Origin of the sequence: Paraburkholderia sp. (genome assembly GCF_035656215.1) — a bacterium.
Classification (GTDB): Bacteria; Pseudomonadota; Gammaproteobacteria; order Burkholderiales; family Burkholderiaceae; genus Paraburkholderia.
This window is the reverse complement of sequence record NZ_DASRSY010000308.1, coordinates 1-14,245: the sequence shown is the minus strand read 5'-3', so window position 1 is coordinate 14,245 and position 14,245 is coordinate 1. Positions and strand designations below refer to the sequence as shown.

Sequence of the window (14,245 nt, the reverse complement as noted above, 5' to 3'; positions counted from 1 at the left end):
TTCAGGGCCAGAAAATTGAACCAGTCGCGTCGCTGATCTCGCATTCAGAAATTCCGCAGCGAATCGTCGGCGAAAACGGCGGTTCTTCAGCGTAGCCTTAAAATCAACGACAGGCGACGTGATGACGTGTTTCGTCTTCAGGTCTGACGCCCCCATGCGCTGCGATCCCGCAATGAAGTCCGAAGCTTTACCCTGAAACCACGTAATCTCGATCTCGCCATCTGGCGTAAAGAGTTCGCCAAGCTTGTCCCACTCGGCCAGGTCCCGGTACATCCACCCGGTCATCAAATCTGCAATAGCAAGACGGTCTTCAATAAAATTGCTCATAACGTTCTCCAAGGGTGAGCGGAACGTTTGCCTGATAAGACACGACGAAGTGTCCGGACCGGTGACGATGCTCCTTCGTTATCGGCATGGTGAGAAAAAGATGGATCGGTAGATTAATCACGGTTTCTGGCGAATGTATGGCCCATTATGGATCTACGATCGCCCAGGTGTATCTCGTCACGCCCGAATAGAACCGCGAGACAAGCGTCGACGTCACCATATCGGAGTAAGCATCGATTACATCCGGGCGAATCGGAAATTGTCGTAGCTCACCATCGCATGAGGTTTAAGCACCGTGCCCTGGAGACAACCTCCAGCCTCAACGCATATCGCTTCGACGTCTTCGAGGCTTGCTACTTCATGACCTTCTAAATTGATGAGAACATGTTCTGCCTGACGTCATAGCTGAACCGCTCGTCGAGTCTCATTCTCAGGATGACGCCGCGCAATCCGATCGGTGCCGGTCGAAAGATGCGTTCGTCGATGACTCGAGGGAACCGCGTGCATGACGGGAGCAAATCCCATCTGGGTCACGATACCTCTCTGAATATCGATGCCCGGTGCGACCTCGATCAATTCGAGGCCCGTGAACTGCGTCGTGCCGTCCGGCATTTCAACGCCCATGGTTAGCGACGCGGTCTGCGTCAGATTCGTCATCTGCATAAACCTGACGGCCGGCTCGTCGGGTCCGAGGACCATCACACGAAAATTCTTCGCCGCGTAAATGATCTCGGCCCGTGTGGGTGGTCCGTCAGGTCGGTCCCACTAGTGGAGCCGACCTTCAGCGGCCCTCTATGGCGTGACCGCAGCAGGCTGCGCCCGCAGGCGCGACGGTGCCGTTTCCTTCAGGCAAAGCGTGACGACCAGACCGACTGCAAGCGCCACAAAACCCAGATACATGATGTACTGGATGCCGAAGTGCTTCGCCACATAACCGGCGATGACCGGTGCCACACCGCCGCCGAATACCTCGCCGATCCCGACCACCAGGCCAGACGCGGTCGACATCAGCTTCACCGGCACGGACTCCGCGCTCAGCGGTCCGACCGTCAGCGTGATCATGCTGAAGACGAAGAGCAGCGTCAGCATCAGGTACGTGAACAGCATGGTCGGATTCGGGCCGGTGCGCGCAAGCAGCACGAGAAACACCGCTGCGCCAATCACCGACAGGATCATGACGGGCTTGCGTCCAAGCCGGTCGGACAGCGCGGGCATCACCAGCGTGCCAAGCGTCCCGCCGAAGCCGATTGCCGAAAGCACGTACCCCATCTGCTGCATGCCCAGGTGCAGGTAGTCGACTAGATAGCTCGGGAATAGCGCACTGAGCACCACCAGACAGGTCAGCCAGCAGAGCATCCCGAGGATGTTCAGCGGAATGTTGCGGTAGCGGAACACTTCGGTCCATTTGTGTTCGGCCGCGTCATGCGTCACCGTGTGCTCGGCTGAAGTCGAAGCCCGGGTGTTGCGCAGGACTTTCCACAGCAGGAAGGCGACGATCAGTCCTGGAATCGAGACGATCGCAAAGATCGAATGCCACGGCAGGAATTTCAGCAGTTGCGTGACGAGGATGGGTGCGAGGCCCAGACCAAACAGGGGCAGCGCCATCTGCTGGATACCAATATTGCGGCCGTGGCGTGTCGGCTTCGACGCATCGAGCGTTGCCACGATACTCGCCGGCGTAAACGCCCCTTCGGCAAAACCCATCACGGTCCGAATCAGGATCAGCGTGCCGACGCCGGTGGCCAGACCGCTCAGTCCCGCCAGCAGCGAAAACATCACGATCGCGGGAATGATGACCTTGCGGTGGCCGATGCGGTCCGACAGGTTCCCCATGAACATCGCGGAAAACCCCCAAGCTACCGACAGGGCGCCAGTAATGTGACCCAGATCCTGATAGTCCAGATGCAGGTCGGTCATCATGACCGGAAACAGCGGCATGATCATGAAGCGGTCGATCCCGACCAGCCCGAACCCCAGCGCGAGGAGGGCGACGGCTTTCCACTCATAGGCCGTATCCCAGCGTGACCCTACGTTACTTTCCATGTCTGCTTCTCCCGAAGTGCAGGCGCTGTGGCCCACGAGAAAGGATGAGGCGGCCGCGAGCCCAGGCTCGGGCCGGTCAGGACCGCGAAAAATCAGAAAGCCGTTTGAAGCCCGAGCCGCCCAATAAACTGGTGGTCCGTGCTGGACTGGCCCGCGCCGTTGATCCAGGCGTTGTGCCCACCCTCGACGTCTCCGCCCGTCCACTGGAATACGCCCTCTGCGTAAACCACGGTTCGCTTCGACAGGGAATACTGCAGCGCGGTGGTGACCTGCTGGGCCCTGTTGTGGCTGAGCCCGGCGTTGCCTTTCATGTACTGGTAGTTCGCACCGAGTCGCCAGAAGGGATTGAACGCATAGAGGCCGCCCGCCTGAAGCACCTGAACCATTCCGCCGGTGAGCGTGTTTTTTGTATTTGTGTACAGTGCGTTCAGATACAGCTCGCCAATCGCCTGGCTCACGCCAACACCGAAGTTGCGGATGCCGTCGTGACCATCGTTCAGGGCCTGATATCTCGTCTCGTTGTAGGCGGCGCCGACGCCGAAGCCGCCGATCGCGTAGTTCACCCCGAACCCGATGGTGTTGTTCGATGAGAAGGAGCCAGCGGTGTTGCCGAAGCCGTACAGCGCGCCCACGCGCAGGCCATCGAAGGTGGCTGAGGTCACCTTTACCGAGTTGGAGACCCGTGAAGTACCCGCCATCTGGTCGAAATCAAACGAACCGGTCGGGTTCTGCGGAATACCCAGCGCGGCAAACGGCCCCTGACGCATGTTGTACAAACCGCCGTACATGAACGCGCCGTCGAGTTTTGCGGGCGGGAAGAAGAGGAAATCCGCCATCAGGTTGTACTGCTGGCCAAACGTGACGCGGCCGATGCCATCCTTTTCCAGCCCGACAAACGCCTGCCGGTTGAAGTCAGCGTTGGGCCCCGGGATGCCCTTGCCCGTGTTCACCGCGAACTGCGATTCGAGGTCGAACAGGGTTTTGTATCCCCCACCGAGGTCTTCCACGCCCCGGATACCCCACAGACTCGGCGTCCAGATGGAATCATCCGCCTTGAAGTTGTGACTGCCCTTTTCGTTGGACACGTAGCTCACGCCAACGTCGAGCAAGCCAAATAGCGTCACGCTGCTTTGTGCGTGGACGCTGGAAACGAGCGCGAACGGCACGGCCAATCCTATCAATGTTTTTTTCATTCTGGACTCCTCCATATTATGGATATATTTAATTTATCTGCATCGACAAACCCAACTCACCTTCTGAAACTGCGCCGCGGACGACGTCGGCCGCGGCCCGTACTTTATGCTGCACTGACCTTCGGCGTCCCGCGTTCGCCAGCAGGCGCTTCTGTCAGCGAGAGCCGTGAAGTAAGGTTGGCTACCAGCACCGGCAACGCCGAAAGCGTTTTGACCGCACCAAAGACGTAGTAGTCCGGCCGAACGATGATCGCCTTCACGCCATGTTCATCGAAGAACTGCCTGTACTTGCCGCTCACGTCGAACAGGATGCGGCCTGGTGCTGTCTTCGCGGGGTCGTCCGTGATACCAATGGTCTGTGCACCGATCCGGGCGAGCGCCGCCAGGGATGCGGCGTCCAGTTGCTGTTCCGGATCCGAGTCAAGCGCGATGACGTGAAAGCCGTTCGGGATCGCATCGTCATACCGCATTTCCTCACCGTCGTTGCGGACCTGCCCGTGCACGCTGAGCAATCCCGCAGCGCCACAGGTCGCAAAGCGTTCCTCGCCGCAAATCAGACCATCCGTGAGGCCGGGGAACGGCGGCAGCGGAGGCACCTGACCGGACAGATAGGCTTCATCGCGCCGCGCCGCTTCCTGGGGATCGGAAATACACACCACCTGGCCCATCGCGATGGACGCGTCGATCACCGCGCGCACCTGCGGACGACGCTCCGGCGTGTAGCCCTCCAGCAACTCCGGTGAAGCGATGCCCTTCAGGATCAGGTCGAACCGCCACGCGAGATTCCACGCGTCCCGGATCCCCGAGCACATCCCCTGGCCCATGAACGGCGGCATCTGGTGTGCGGCGTCGCCGGCGAGCACGACCCGGCCGCTATGCCAGTTCTCAGCAATCAGCGAGCGGAACTTGTAGACCGCGTAGCGCACCAGCGTCGCGTTTTCCGGGGTGACCCACGGGGACAGCAGTTCCCATACTTTCTCGGGCTTCTGGAGATCATCAATCGACTCGTGGGGCAGACGCATGAATTCCCAGCGACGGTAACCGGGGCCACCCGGCACCATGGTCGTCGGGCGCGCCGGATTGCACCACTGGCCGATGTCGGGCACATCGAGCACCACACCCTCGTTCGGCTTCAGGTCGATGACAAGCCAGTCTTCCTGGAAACCCAGGTCTTCGAAAGCGATATTCGAGGATTTGCGCACGAAACTGTTTGCACCGTCTGCGCCGACCACATAACGGGCGCGCACGGTTTGCGTCTCGCCGGTCGGCACCCAGGTGCCGCCGTCCATTTCCCCCTTGCGCAGCGTCACTTCACAGCAGTCGGGTAGCTGACGCAGCCCGGTGGCTTCCCAGCCCTGCTGGACCGACACGTTCGGCAAAGACTTCGCCTTGCTGTCGAGCAGCGCTTCGAGCGATGGCTGGTTGAAGAGATAGCCGACCGGACCGTCGCTGATGGATTCGGCTGACCAGTCTATTTCGACGAGCGTTTTCCAGTCGGCGTTGAACCACTGGTAAGTGGAGGACGGCTGCGAGATGCGCTCCACGTCCTTGCCGATTCCCATCGCGTGAAACACACGGCGGATTTCATGGTCATGGAAAACAGCGCGCGGCAGCGGATAGAGAGCGGGCCAGCGGTCGAATGCCGCTACGCTATATCCGCGTTCCCCGAGGAGGATGGACAGTGATTGTCCGACGGGCCCGTATCCGACGATAACGACATCAAGAATGTTCTGGTCAGCCATTTGAGTTCACCTGCTGGAAAAAGCGAGTTTTGCCCTGGCGCCAGCGCATCTGGCTGCCATCGAAACACGAATGAGGGAAGGAGACTTCTAGCCTTCCGGGATTACGCCCGGCACGTCGGCCGGCGCTTCTGTGTTGTGAATGAAGTTGTCCGGCACGGCAGGACCCCACAGATAAAGCGAGTCTTCCGGCGGAAAGTCGCCCGCTGGCCAGGATTTTCCGGCCGATACGAAATCGATGTCCGCCGAGTACTCGCAGAACGAGCCCCACGGATCTTCGACGTAGTGAAAGTAGTTGGAGCCCAGTACGTGCCGGCCGGTACCCCACCCTTGGTGATAGCCGGCGGCAGCCATCTGTGAGGCACCTTCGCCTACCTGGTTGACGTCCTCGACGTCCCAGGCCGCGTGGTGCCAGCCGCGCACCGTGCTTTTCGCGAAAGCAACCAGATGGTGGTCGCTGCCATGCGGCGCGTGGGTGAACGCAATGATGTCGAGCGATTTGTCCGAGAGCCGCAGGCCGAGTGCCTTGCTGTAAAAATCGAGCGCCCGAAGAACGTCCGGCGTGAACAGGAGGACGTGGGACAGACGGCGCGGACGAACCAGCGTCGATGCAGAGCGTGTGTGTGAACCACGCTCATCCGCGGCACTTCCGGCAACGACGCACGGTTTTTTTGCAGAGGGGCTGGTTTTTGGACCCGCCTTGACCTGGATCAGGTTGCCGTCCGGGTCCCGGAACCAGAAACCGGCAGGGTCGTGCGCAGGGTCGCCTTCAGAAAGGTCAGCGCCTGCCGCCTGCACCTGCTCCCGGAGTGCATCGAGGTCTTCCTCGAAACAGTTGAAGCTCAGCCAGGCGAGGGACTTGGTGGACGCAGGCAGGACGCGCGCCCAGCGATGACCGTCGGCCGCCCGGATGTCGAGCTCGTGTGCGCCTGCGTTATCCGTCAGCGTAACGTCTAGTCCGAAGGCCCGGAAGAAACGCTCTGCGTCGTCCACAGAGGGAACATTGAGCGCGAAGTGGTCGATTGAATGCACACTCGCGCCGGGACGGACGACTGCGGGTTCGGTCATGACTGTCTCCTTCAATGTGTTGTGGGACTGGCTCTGCGGCCATCTTGCGTTACGTGGAGCCGCCTTTGGGTCGCTTGATGCGTCGCCTGTTGCGTCGATCAGTTCGCGGCTTCGTCGGCAATGACGTTTCTGAGCGTGCCGATTTTCTCGACCGTGACTTCGCACACGTCGCCCGCTGTCATGAAGACTTTCGGGTTGCGCGCCCAGCCGATACCCGACGGTGTGCCGGAGACGATCACGTCGCCCGGTTCCAGCGTGATGGCTTCGCTGATCACGCTGATGAGGGTCGCGACGTCGAAAACCATGGAGTCCGTGCTGGCGGACTGAACCACCTCGCCATTCAGGCGCGTCTCGAGCAGCAAGCCCTTCGCGCCGGGCGGCAGTTCGTCGGTCGTGACGAGGTCGGGTCCAAACGCACCGGTGCCGTCGAAGTTCTTGCCGACCGTCCACTGCGGCGTCTTGAACTGGTATTCGCGCACGGACCCGTCATTGAAGAGCGAGTAGCCAGCGACACAAGAGAGCGCTTCTTCCTTAGGGATGTGACGTCCACCCTTGCCCAGCACCACCGCGATCTCGCCTTCGAAGTCCAGTCCTTCCGAATCGGTGACGCGCGGGCGAATCATTGGCTGCTCATGCGCGATCAGGCTCGTATGGACGCGAAAGAACAGCGTCGGATAGTCCGGTTGCGCATAGTTGCTCTCCGACGTGTGGTCCGCAAAGTTCAGGCCGACGCAGATGATTTTGGGTGGTCGTTGCAGCGGCGGCAAAAACTTGAGGTGCTGCGCCGACACTGTCTTTCCGCCGGCATGACTTCTCGCGTAATCATCGAGGTCGGCGCCGCGCCCGAGCAGTGATTCGAGCGTCTCGTCGCCCAGGATCCTCACCTGCTGGCCTTCGCGTACGCCCAACGTGGCCTTGCCTTCCCGCTCAAAACTGACGAATCGCATTGCTGCCTCCTGTAGGCCTCCGGTGACGCGCCGAAGAAATAACTATTGTGTTGACACATACGTCAATTCGAATTCTAGTTGATTTGACTAAATCGTCAACTAGAATAGATATGGGACAAACCCGCATACTCGTGTGCTGTAAAATCATGACGAATCAATGGGAAATGCCATGCCCGAACTGCAGCCGGTCGAAAACTATCAAACCCGTGTGGGTGCCTTGCGGCGCGAAAAAACCCGTAACCGCCTGATCGAAAGCGCGCTCCGCGTCTTCGCCGAAAAAGGCCCAGACGCTCCGCTCATCGATGACTTTATTGCCGCAGCCGGCGTCGCTCGCGGGACGTTCTATAACTATTTCAGGACCACTGGCGAGCTCCTTTCTGCGGTCGCGGGTGAAAGCAGCGATGAGGTGCTCGGCGTGATCGACCCATTGGTGCGGGAAATCCGGGATCCGGCGCTGCGTGTCGTGACCGGTTCACGCCTCTACATGCAGATGGCGGCCCGTTACCCGCTGTGGGGCGCGTTTATTACGCGTGTCGGCACCAAACGCGGGTCCCGCGGGCGCCTGCTCGACGAATATCTGACACGCGATCTGCAGATGGCAGTTGATGTGGGGAGATTTCAGGTGGCCGACGTGGTCGTGGCGCGTGACATTGCACTGGGCTCGATCATGTACGGCATTGCCACTCTCCTTTCGGGTGAGGCACCGGTCGACTATGCGGAGCAATCGATGTACGCGCTGCTTCAGGCGTTCGGTATCGATGCTAAAGAAGCGCGGGAACTCGCCTATGCAAGGATCGCCGACTGCCCTGGACCGCGCGGCGTTATCTTTGAGCGCGTGAGATCGCCTCCCGTCGAGGGCGAAGTCGAGACGGTGGAACATCTCCTTCCCGTCACCAGCTGAGAGGACCATAAAGAAACGTAGCAGAGACCGGGCAGCCGTCAGAGGCGCTGTGCGGATCACGCCTGCCGGGACGCGGTTCCCGCGGTTACGCCGCAAGCAACCGGGTTCCGTCCCCGACCTTGAATTCAGCGAGCGTGTCGCGGACTTTCGTCTCCTGCTCATCGAGCGAGTGCGCCGCGGCCGCAGCCTGCTCCACCAGTGCCGCATTCTGCTGCGTCACCTGATCCATCTGGGCGACGGCGCCCGCCACCTGCTGAATGCCTCGACTCTGACCTTCACATGCCAGAGAGATTTCGGAGACGCTCATGGAGACCGCCTCGATCGCGTCCTTGACCCTTTCGATCGCCGCGCCTGCCTGTTCCGCCTGAGACGTGCCGTCGCGTACCAGCGAAGCGGACGATTCGATGAGCGTCTTGATATCCTTCGCCGCCGACGAAGACCGTTGCGCGAGCACCCGCACCTCGCCTGCGACGACCGCAAAGCCCCGGCGCCCTGGTCACCCGCCCGGGCTGCCTCCACGGCCGCATTGGGCGCGAGAATATTGGTCTGAAATGTGATGCCTTCGATCAGTGCCGTGATGTCGGCAATTCTCTCCGATTCGGCATTGATTCGCGCGATGGTCGACATTAGCGCCTGCACTGCATTGTTACCGTTATCGGCCAGATCGGACGCTGTCGATGCCAGACTGCTCGCTGCATGCGCGCTGCCAGTGTTCTGCGCGACTGCCTCGGTCAGTTCCGCCATGCTCGCAACGGTCTCTTCGAGCGATGCCACCTGCTGCTCGGTTCGCGACGACAGATCCATGTTGCCCGCGGCAATTTGCCGGGTGGCCGCACTCACTGATTCCGTCGACGCCTGTACCGTAAGCACCGTATTCTCGACCCGATGCATGAAACGATCGAACCACTGCCTGAGCATCCGTTGGCCGGGTAGAACTGCAGAAAGGTGTTGATGCTGTTCGTGCCGAACGCCGAGGTCGCCGCGGCAATGAAATGTTCTTTCGTGTCGGCCGGTACGCCGGCAATAGCGGAGAAAATCGTCCCCTCATCAGCGTTCTGACCTCTGAGCAGTGGCACGTCGTTCTGCAAACCCGACGCGAAGCGCGACGCGGGATCCGGCGGCAGCACATAACCGTCGACGCTGGGGCTGTAGGCAGGTTCGGTCGGATCGGCCATCAGTTGCGAGGCAGGCAGGGTGCGCAGCGCGGCAAGCGTCGACGCGCCGAGCGCGGCGCCGAGATGCGCGTCATGTTCTGCATCGCGGCCGCGCCGACGAGCTTGCCAGTCGGCGTGGAGCCGGTGAATGAAATCTTGGCGATGCCGGGATGCGAGGCGAGCGCCGCGCCGCATTCACGCCCGCCGGTCACCATGTTGAACACGCCTGCCGGCACTCCCGCTTCAATCGCGAGTTCCGCGCGACGCAGCGCCGTCAGCGGCGTTTCCGGCGAAGGCTTGATGACGATGGTGCAGCCAGCCGCGAGCGCCGGAATCAGCTTCCACACGGCGATCATCAACGGAAAATTCCAAGGCGCGATACCCGCGACGACACAGATTGGCTCCTTGCGCGTGAACGCGGAGTAGCGCGCGCCCGGCGGGAAAGGAATCGACACGTCGAGCGTTTCGCCGATGATCTTCGTAGCCCAGCCCGCCATGTGTCGCACGTATTCAACCGTCGCGCCGACTTCGATCGCGCGCGCGATATTGATCGATTTGCCCTGTTTGAGTGTTTCGAGCTGCGCGAGATCTTCGCCGTGCGCCTCAATGACGTCCGCCAGGCGCGGAGGAATGCGCTCGCGGTCAGCCGGACGCAAGCCGCTTCAGACGCGCTTATCGAAGGCTTCACGGGCATTTGTGGTGGCGCGATCGACGTTGGCAGCATCGGCATCGGGAACAGTTGTGAGGACGTTGCCCGTCGATGGATCGAACACATCGAGCCGACGCACTGAATGCGCGGCGCTCGCCATGCCGCCGATGAAAAGGCCGAACTCGCGTTCGTCTAACGCATTGTGACGAACTCTTCGGCGACGGTCGGGTGAATCCCGATCGTCTCGTCCAACTGCGCTTTGGTCACACCGGCCTTGACCGCAATCGCGATGCCCTGGATGATCTCCGCCGCATCGCGCCCGACCATGTGCGCCCCCACCACTTTCTGGCCGCCGCGATCGACGACAAGCTTCATCAGCGTGCGTTCGTCACGGCCGGACAACGTGTGGCGCAATGCCTTGAACGAGGTCTTGAAGATGTCGACCGCGTGGTAGCGTTCACGTGCCTCCTCTTCGGTGAGGCCGACCGTCGCGACTTCCGGCGTGCTGAAAACGGCCGATGGAACATACTCGTGATCCACCGCGCGCCGCACGTTGCCGCATAGCGTCGCGGCGAGCAGCGTTGCGTCGCGCGTGGCAACCGGCGTCAATTGCGGCCGTGCGGTCACGTCGCCGATCGCGTGAATCGATGGCACGCTCGTTGCCGAATATTCGTCGACCTCAACGGCGCCGTTCCTGTCGAGCGCCACGCCGGCCTCCTCGAGCCCCAGGCGTGCGCTGTTTGGCACCCGACCCGTTGCATAGAGTACGGCATCGTAGCGCCCATGCACGCCGCCCTCGAACAGCAGTTCGATGGTTCCGTCCTGATGCTTCTCCAATCCGAGTACACCGGTCTCGGTTCGGATCGAGATGCCCTGGCGAGTCATTGCGCTCGCCAGCGCATCGCGGACGTCTTCGTCGAACCCGCGCAGAATCTGCTGGCCTCGATACCACAGGTCGACCTGCGTGCCCAATCCGTTGAATATACCAGCGAACTCGACCGCGATATAGCCGGCGCCCACCACCGCGATTCTCTTAGGCTGGGACGCCAGGTCAAGCGCCTCATTCGACGTGATGGCATGTTCAATGCCCGGAATGGCCGGCAGCACGGGCCTCGCGCCAGTAGCAATCGCAATGTGACGCGCACTGACGCGGCGTCCCGCCACTTCCACCGTGTGCGCATCCGCAACCGTTGCACGGCCGTCGTACCGTTGCACGCCCGATTGCTCGAGCAGCGATATATACACGCCATTGAGACGGGCGATCTCCCGGTTCTTCGCCGCGATCAGTGCGGGCCACGAGAAAGTGCCCGGCGGGTATGACCAGCCGTAGCCTGCGGCGTCTTCCACCTCATGCGGGAAGTGCGACGCATAGACGAGCAGTTTCTTTGGAACACAGCCGCGAATCACGCAGGTTCCACCCACGAGACTGTCCTCCGCGACCGCCACCCGGGCGCCGTACGAAGCCGCCACGCGGCCCAGCCTTACCCCGCCGGAGCCCGCGCCGATCACAAACAGGTCGTAGTCGAATTCCATTCCGATGTCCTTTGAGCCTTGGCTTTAAACGTCGATTACGAGCATGGGGCTTTTCGCCCTCGATACACATATCATCATGGTTCGGCCTGCTGCGCGTTCGCCGCCGGACAGCACGTAATCGCGATGATCCGGCACGCCGTCTATCACGCCTGTTTCGCAGGTGCGGCACATTCCTTCGCGGCACGAACAGGGTAACGCATACCCGTGCTCTTCGAGCACGTCGAGGATTGTTCTGTCCTCGGGCACGTGCAGGACTTGCCCGCTGCGCTGAAGCTTGACGTCGAACCCGGTGGCCACCCCGCCTGCCCCACTTTCCACGGGGGGCGAAAACCATTCAAAAAATGCAGGGTTGTCCGGATGGTTCGACGCGAAATCCTCTACGGCTTTCATGACAGGAGCCGGCCCACAGCAATAGATCGGCACGCCAGGCTCCACGATGAACGACGCGTGCGCGAAGTTGAACAGGCATCCTGCTTCATCGTCGAAGTGAAAGCGTACACGGTCTGCGCCAAACGCGCAGAGCTCGTCATGGAAGGCAGCGTGTGCGCGGCTGCGCGCCAGATACAGCAGCCGCCAAGACCAGCCGCGACGTTCGCAGTGGCGGATCATCGAGAGGATCGGCGTAATGCCGATGCCGCCGGCAATAAACAGAAACGAGTCGTGTCCAGGCTGCAGCGGAAAGTTGTTACGCGGCTCGCTGATCTCAAGCGCGTTACCTTCGTTCAACGCCAAATGCACGCATAGCGATCCGCCGCGGCTATTGGCAGCCTTCGAAACGGCTATCTCGTAGCGATCCGTTTCGCTGCAGTCGCCGATAAGCGAATATTGGCGCGTCATTGCGTTGGGCAAAAAGAGATCGATATGTGCGCCTGGAGAAAACGCCGGCAGGTTTTCGCCGTCCGGCCTACGCAACGCGAGGCTCACGATGTCTTTCGCCTCGTCCGTGCGCCGGTCAATCACCACCTGTATCTTTTTCATCGGATCATCATCCTGGGGTACCGCGAAGGCGAGGCGGCATCGAAGCCGCTTCGCCGCCCACCATGGTGCAAACCGCCGAATGCGCACGGCTCAGACCTTGAGACTTTCTTCCTTGACGCGCTTCTCGATGAGCCATCGCAGGTGCGACAGCGGCGCATCCGCGGCGATTGCCTTCAACTTGAATTGCGGATCCGCGTCGAGTACCTTCTGCTGCGTCTCGATGATGACCTTGTCCTCGTAGAAGCCTTCCAGAATGCTCGCGTGCAATGAATGCGAAATCAGGTCGATGTCTTTCTTCTGGTTGTGCATGTACACCCAGAAGAAGTGGGTGGTCTTGTCGGTCTCGGGCGTCATTGCCTGGAAATTCCGAAACTCGATCACGCCATCGCGGTTGCCCTCTTTGAGTCCATTGCCGGCCGGCGAGAAGCCTGACTCGAGATAGAAGAAAGCAGGCACCTTCATTTCCACCGTATTCCAGCGGTCCACCTTGCCCATCTTCTTCTCGACCTTCTTGACGAACGGCGGCAAGTCGCTGTTCATGTGCCACTTGGTCAGCTTGAAACCGTCGTCGCGCTTTTCCAGCGGGCTCTGCTCATGTTCGACGGCATAACGTTCAGAGCCGCCGAGCGTGTTTGTATGAACGTACGAAACGTGGTTGAAGTCGGCGAGATTGTCCGCAATCAGCAGATAGTTCGCGTCGTAGTGCAGATAATCCGGCATGCCGTGCCATTCGGGTTTCTTCAGGTACTCGAAGTCCGCAATCGCGGATTCGTCGGCCAATGCGGGATCGCCCATCCAGATCCAGACAAGGTGCCCGGTGTCGACTACGCGATAGCTCTTTACCTTGAGACTCGGAGGAATCGATTCCTGCCCCGGAATCTGGACACAGGCACCCGTATTGTCGAACAGCAGCCCGTGGTACATGCAGCGCACGCAGTTACCTTCCAGCCGGCCAAGCGACAGCGGTGCCCCCCGGTGACAGCAGCGGTCCTCGATCGCCACCACGTTATCGTCGCGCCCCCGGTAAAGCAGCACCTTCTCGTTGAGCAAGGTCTTCCCCACCAGCGCATCGTCGATCAGCTCATGGCTCCAGGCCGCCACATACCAGCAATTCTTCAAAAACATCGTGTCATCTCCAGTTTGTTGAAATTCGACCGCGCAAAGACGGTCTTTCCAGATCGCTATGCGTGATCGAGATTCATCACGCCTATCGTGCATCCGCAGGAAAACGCGGGAATGGGTTCGTAACACCAGATCTGGCCGCGCGAGCCGTGCGCCGCGCCCGCCGCCGCAATGAAGGTGCGTATTTCGTAGCCGCCCTGGCCGCCTTCCTGGTAGATTTCCTCATCGGAGTATTCGAGCAGTGCGGCGCGATCGTTGCGTATCCATCGCTCGAGAAAATCCCTATCCCAAGCCTCGTTGATCGTTCCGGAATCGGGTGTACACGGCCAGTGAGAGATGCCGCCGGTTCCGATCACCGCGATACGCTCCGGCATACCCTCAGCAGCGTGACGGATCGCCTCGCCAAGGGCGTAGGCGCGATGCAGCGGCGCCATCGGCGGACACTGGCAATTGATGTTGACGGGAATGACCGGCAGATCGTAATCGGGTGTCAGGTGGTGCAGCGGCACCATCACGCCGTGATCGAACTTCCACTCCTCGCAATAGCTGACGTCGACCTCCTGCATCACGCCGTCGATCAGCTTGCGCGAA

At 60.7% G+C, this 14,245-nt stretch carries 13 protein-coding genes and 3 pseudogenes; 1 reads left to right on the top strand and 15 read right to left on the bottom strand.

The features are described 5' to 3' along the window. The 7 genes from VFE81_RS17610 to VFE81_RS17580 form a co-directional block, all read right to left on the bottom strand. Nucleotides 1–327: nuclear transport factor 2 family protein (locus VFE81_RS17610; protein ID WP_325045819.1), on the bottom strand; the 327-nt coding region annotated here is incomplete at its 3' end. A 399-nt stretch (nucleotides 328–726) separates the two neighbouring features. Then, nucleotides 727–984: a hypothetical protein gene (locus VFE81_RS17605; protein WP_325045818.1), complete on the bottom strand. Its 258-nt coding sequence runs from the start codon at nucleotides 982–984 to the stop codon at nucleotides 727–729. 135 nt (nucleotides 985–1,119) lie between these two features. Further along, complete coding sequence (locus tag VFE81_RS17600; protein WP_325045817.1) at nucleotides 1,120–2,370, bottom strand: MFS transporter; 1,251 nt, start codon at nucleotides 2,368–2,370, stop codon at nucleotides 1,120–1,122. 92 nt (nucleotides 2,371–2,462) lie between these two features. After that, a complete protein-coding gene (locus tag VFE81_RS17595; protein ID WP_325045816.1) occupies nucleotides 2,463–3,563 on the bottom strand; it encodes a porin in 1,101 nt (366 codons plus the stop codon). A 104-nt stretch (nucleotides 3,564–3,667) separates the two neighbouring features. Then, nucleotides 3,668–5,305, bottom strand: coding sequence for a bifunctional 3-(3-hydroxy-phenyl)propionate/3-hydroxycinnamic acid hydroxylase (locus tag VFE81_RS17590; protein WP_325045815.1), 1,638 nt, complete (start codon nucleotides 5,303–5,305; stop codon nucleotides 3,668–3,670). An 87-nt stretch (nucleotides 5,306–5,392) separates the two neighbouring features. Next, on the bottom strand, nucleotides 5,393–6,370 hold the full coding sequence (locus VFE81_RS17585) for a VOC family protein (protein WP_325045814.1): 978 nt from the start codon (nucleotides 6,368–6,370) through the stop codon (nucleotides 5,393–5,395). A gap of 98 nt (nucleotides 6,371–6,468) precedes the next feature. Further along, nucleotides 6,469–7,317, bottom strand: a complete 849-nt coding sequence (locus tag VFE81_RS17580) for a fumarylacetoacetate hydrolase family protein (RefSeq protein ID WP_325045813.1) — start codon at nucleotides 7,315–7,317, stop codon at nucleotides 6,469–6,471. Between the two features lie 169 nt (nucleotides 7,318–7,486). On the opposite strand from VFE81_RS17580, the gene VFE81_RS17575 reads away from it, so the two are divergent. Continuing rightward, nucleotides 7,487–8,218, top strand: coding sequence for a TetR/AcrR family transcriptional regulator (locus VFE81_RS17575; RefSeq protein ID WP_325045812.1), 732 nt, complete (start codon nucleotides 7,487–7,489; stop codon nucleotides 8,216–8,218). Nucleotides 8,219–8,303: 85 nt separating this feature from the next. Here the strand turns inward: VFE81_RS17575 and VFE81_RS29010 are convergent, their stop codons facing one another. The 8 genes and pseudogenes from VFE81_RS29010 to VFE81_RS17540 all read right to left on the bottom strand — a co-directional run. Continuing rightward, a complete protein-coding gene (locus VFE81_RS29010) occupies nucleotides 8,304–8,672 on the bottom strand; it encodes a methyl-accepting chemotaxis protein (RefSeq protein WP_414695613.1) in 369 nt (122 codons plus the stop codon). A 95-nt stretch (nucleotides 8,673–8,767) separates the two neighbouring features. After that, nucleotides 8,768–8,845 (bottom strand): annotated as a pseudogene (locus VFE81_RS29005) (hypothetical protein); the annotation flags it as partial. A 209-nt stretch (nucleotides 8,846–9,054) separates the two neighbouring features. Beyond that, the gene (locus VFE81_RS17565) at nucleotides 9,055–9,393 is read right to left on the bottom strand and encodes a hypothetical protein (RefSeq protein WP_325045811.1); all 339 of its coding nucleotides are present in this window, start codon (nucleotides 9,391–9,393) and stop codon (nucleotides 9,055–9,057) included. 59 nt (nucleotides 9,394–9,452) lie between these two features. Then, a pseudogene (locus VFE81_RS17560) lies at nucleotides 9,453–10,181 on the bottom strand (aldehyde dehydrogenase family protein); the annotation flags it as partial. Between the two features lie 32 nt (nucleotides 10,182–10,213). Continuing rightward, nucleotides 10,214–11,554, bottom strand: a complete 1,341-nt coding sequence (gene gor / locus VFE81_RS17555; RefSeq protein ID WP_325045810.1) for a glutathione-disulfide reductase — start codon at nucleotides 11,552–11,554, stop codon at nucleotides 10,214–10,216. Between the two features lie 24 nt (nucleotides 11,555–11,578). Next, nucleotides 11,579–12,532 (bottom strand): PDR/VanB family oxidoreductase, encoded by a 954-nt coding sequence (locus VFE81_RS17550; RefSeq protein WP_325045809.1) that lies wholly within the window; start codon nucleotides 12,530–12,532, stop codon nucleotides 11,579–11,581. Between the two features lie 90 nt (nucleotides 12,533–12,622). After that, nucleotides 12,623–13,657, bottom strand: coding sequence for an aromatic ring-hydroxylating dioxygenase subunit alpha (locus VFE81_RS17545; protein ID WP_325045808.1), 1,035 nt, complete (start codon nucleotides 13,655–13,657; stop codon nucleotides 12,623–12,625). 56 nt (nucleotides 13,658–13,713) lie between these two features. Continuing rightward, nucleotides 13,714–14,245, bottom strand: a pseudogene (locus VFE81_RS17540) (extradiol ring-cleavage dioxygenase); the annotation flags it as partial.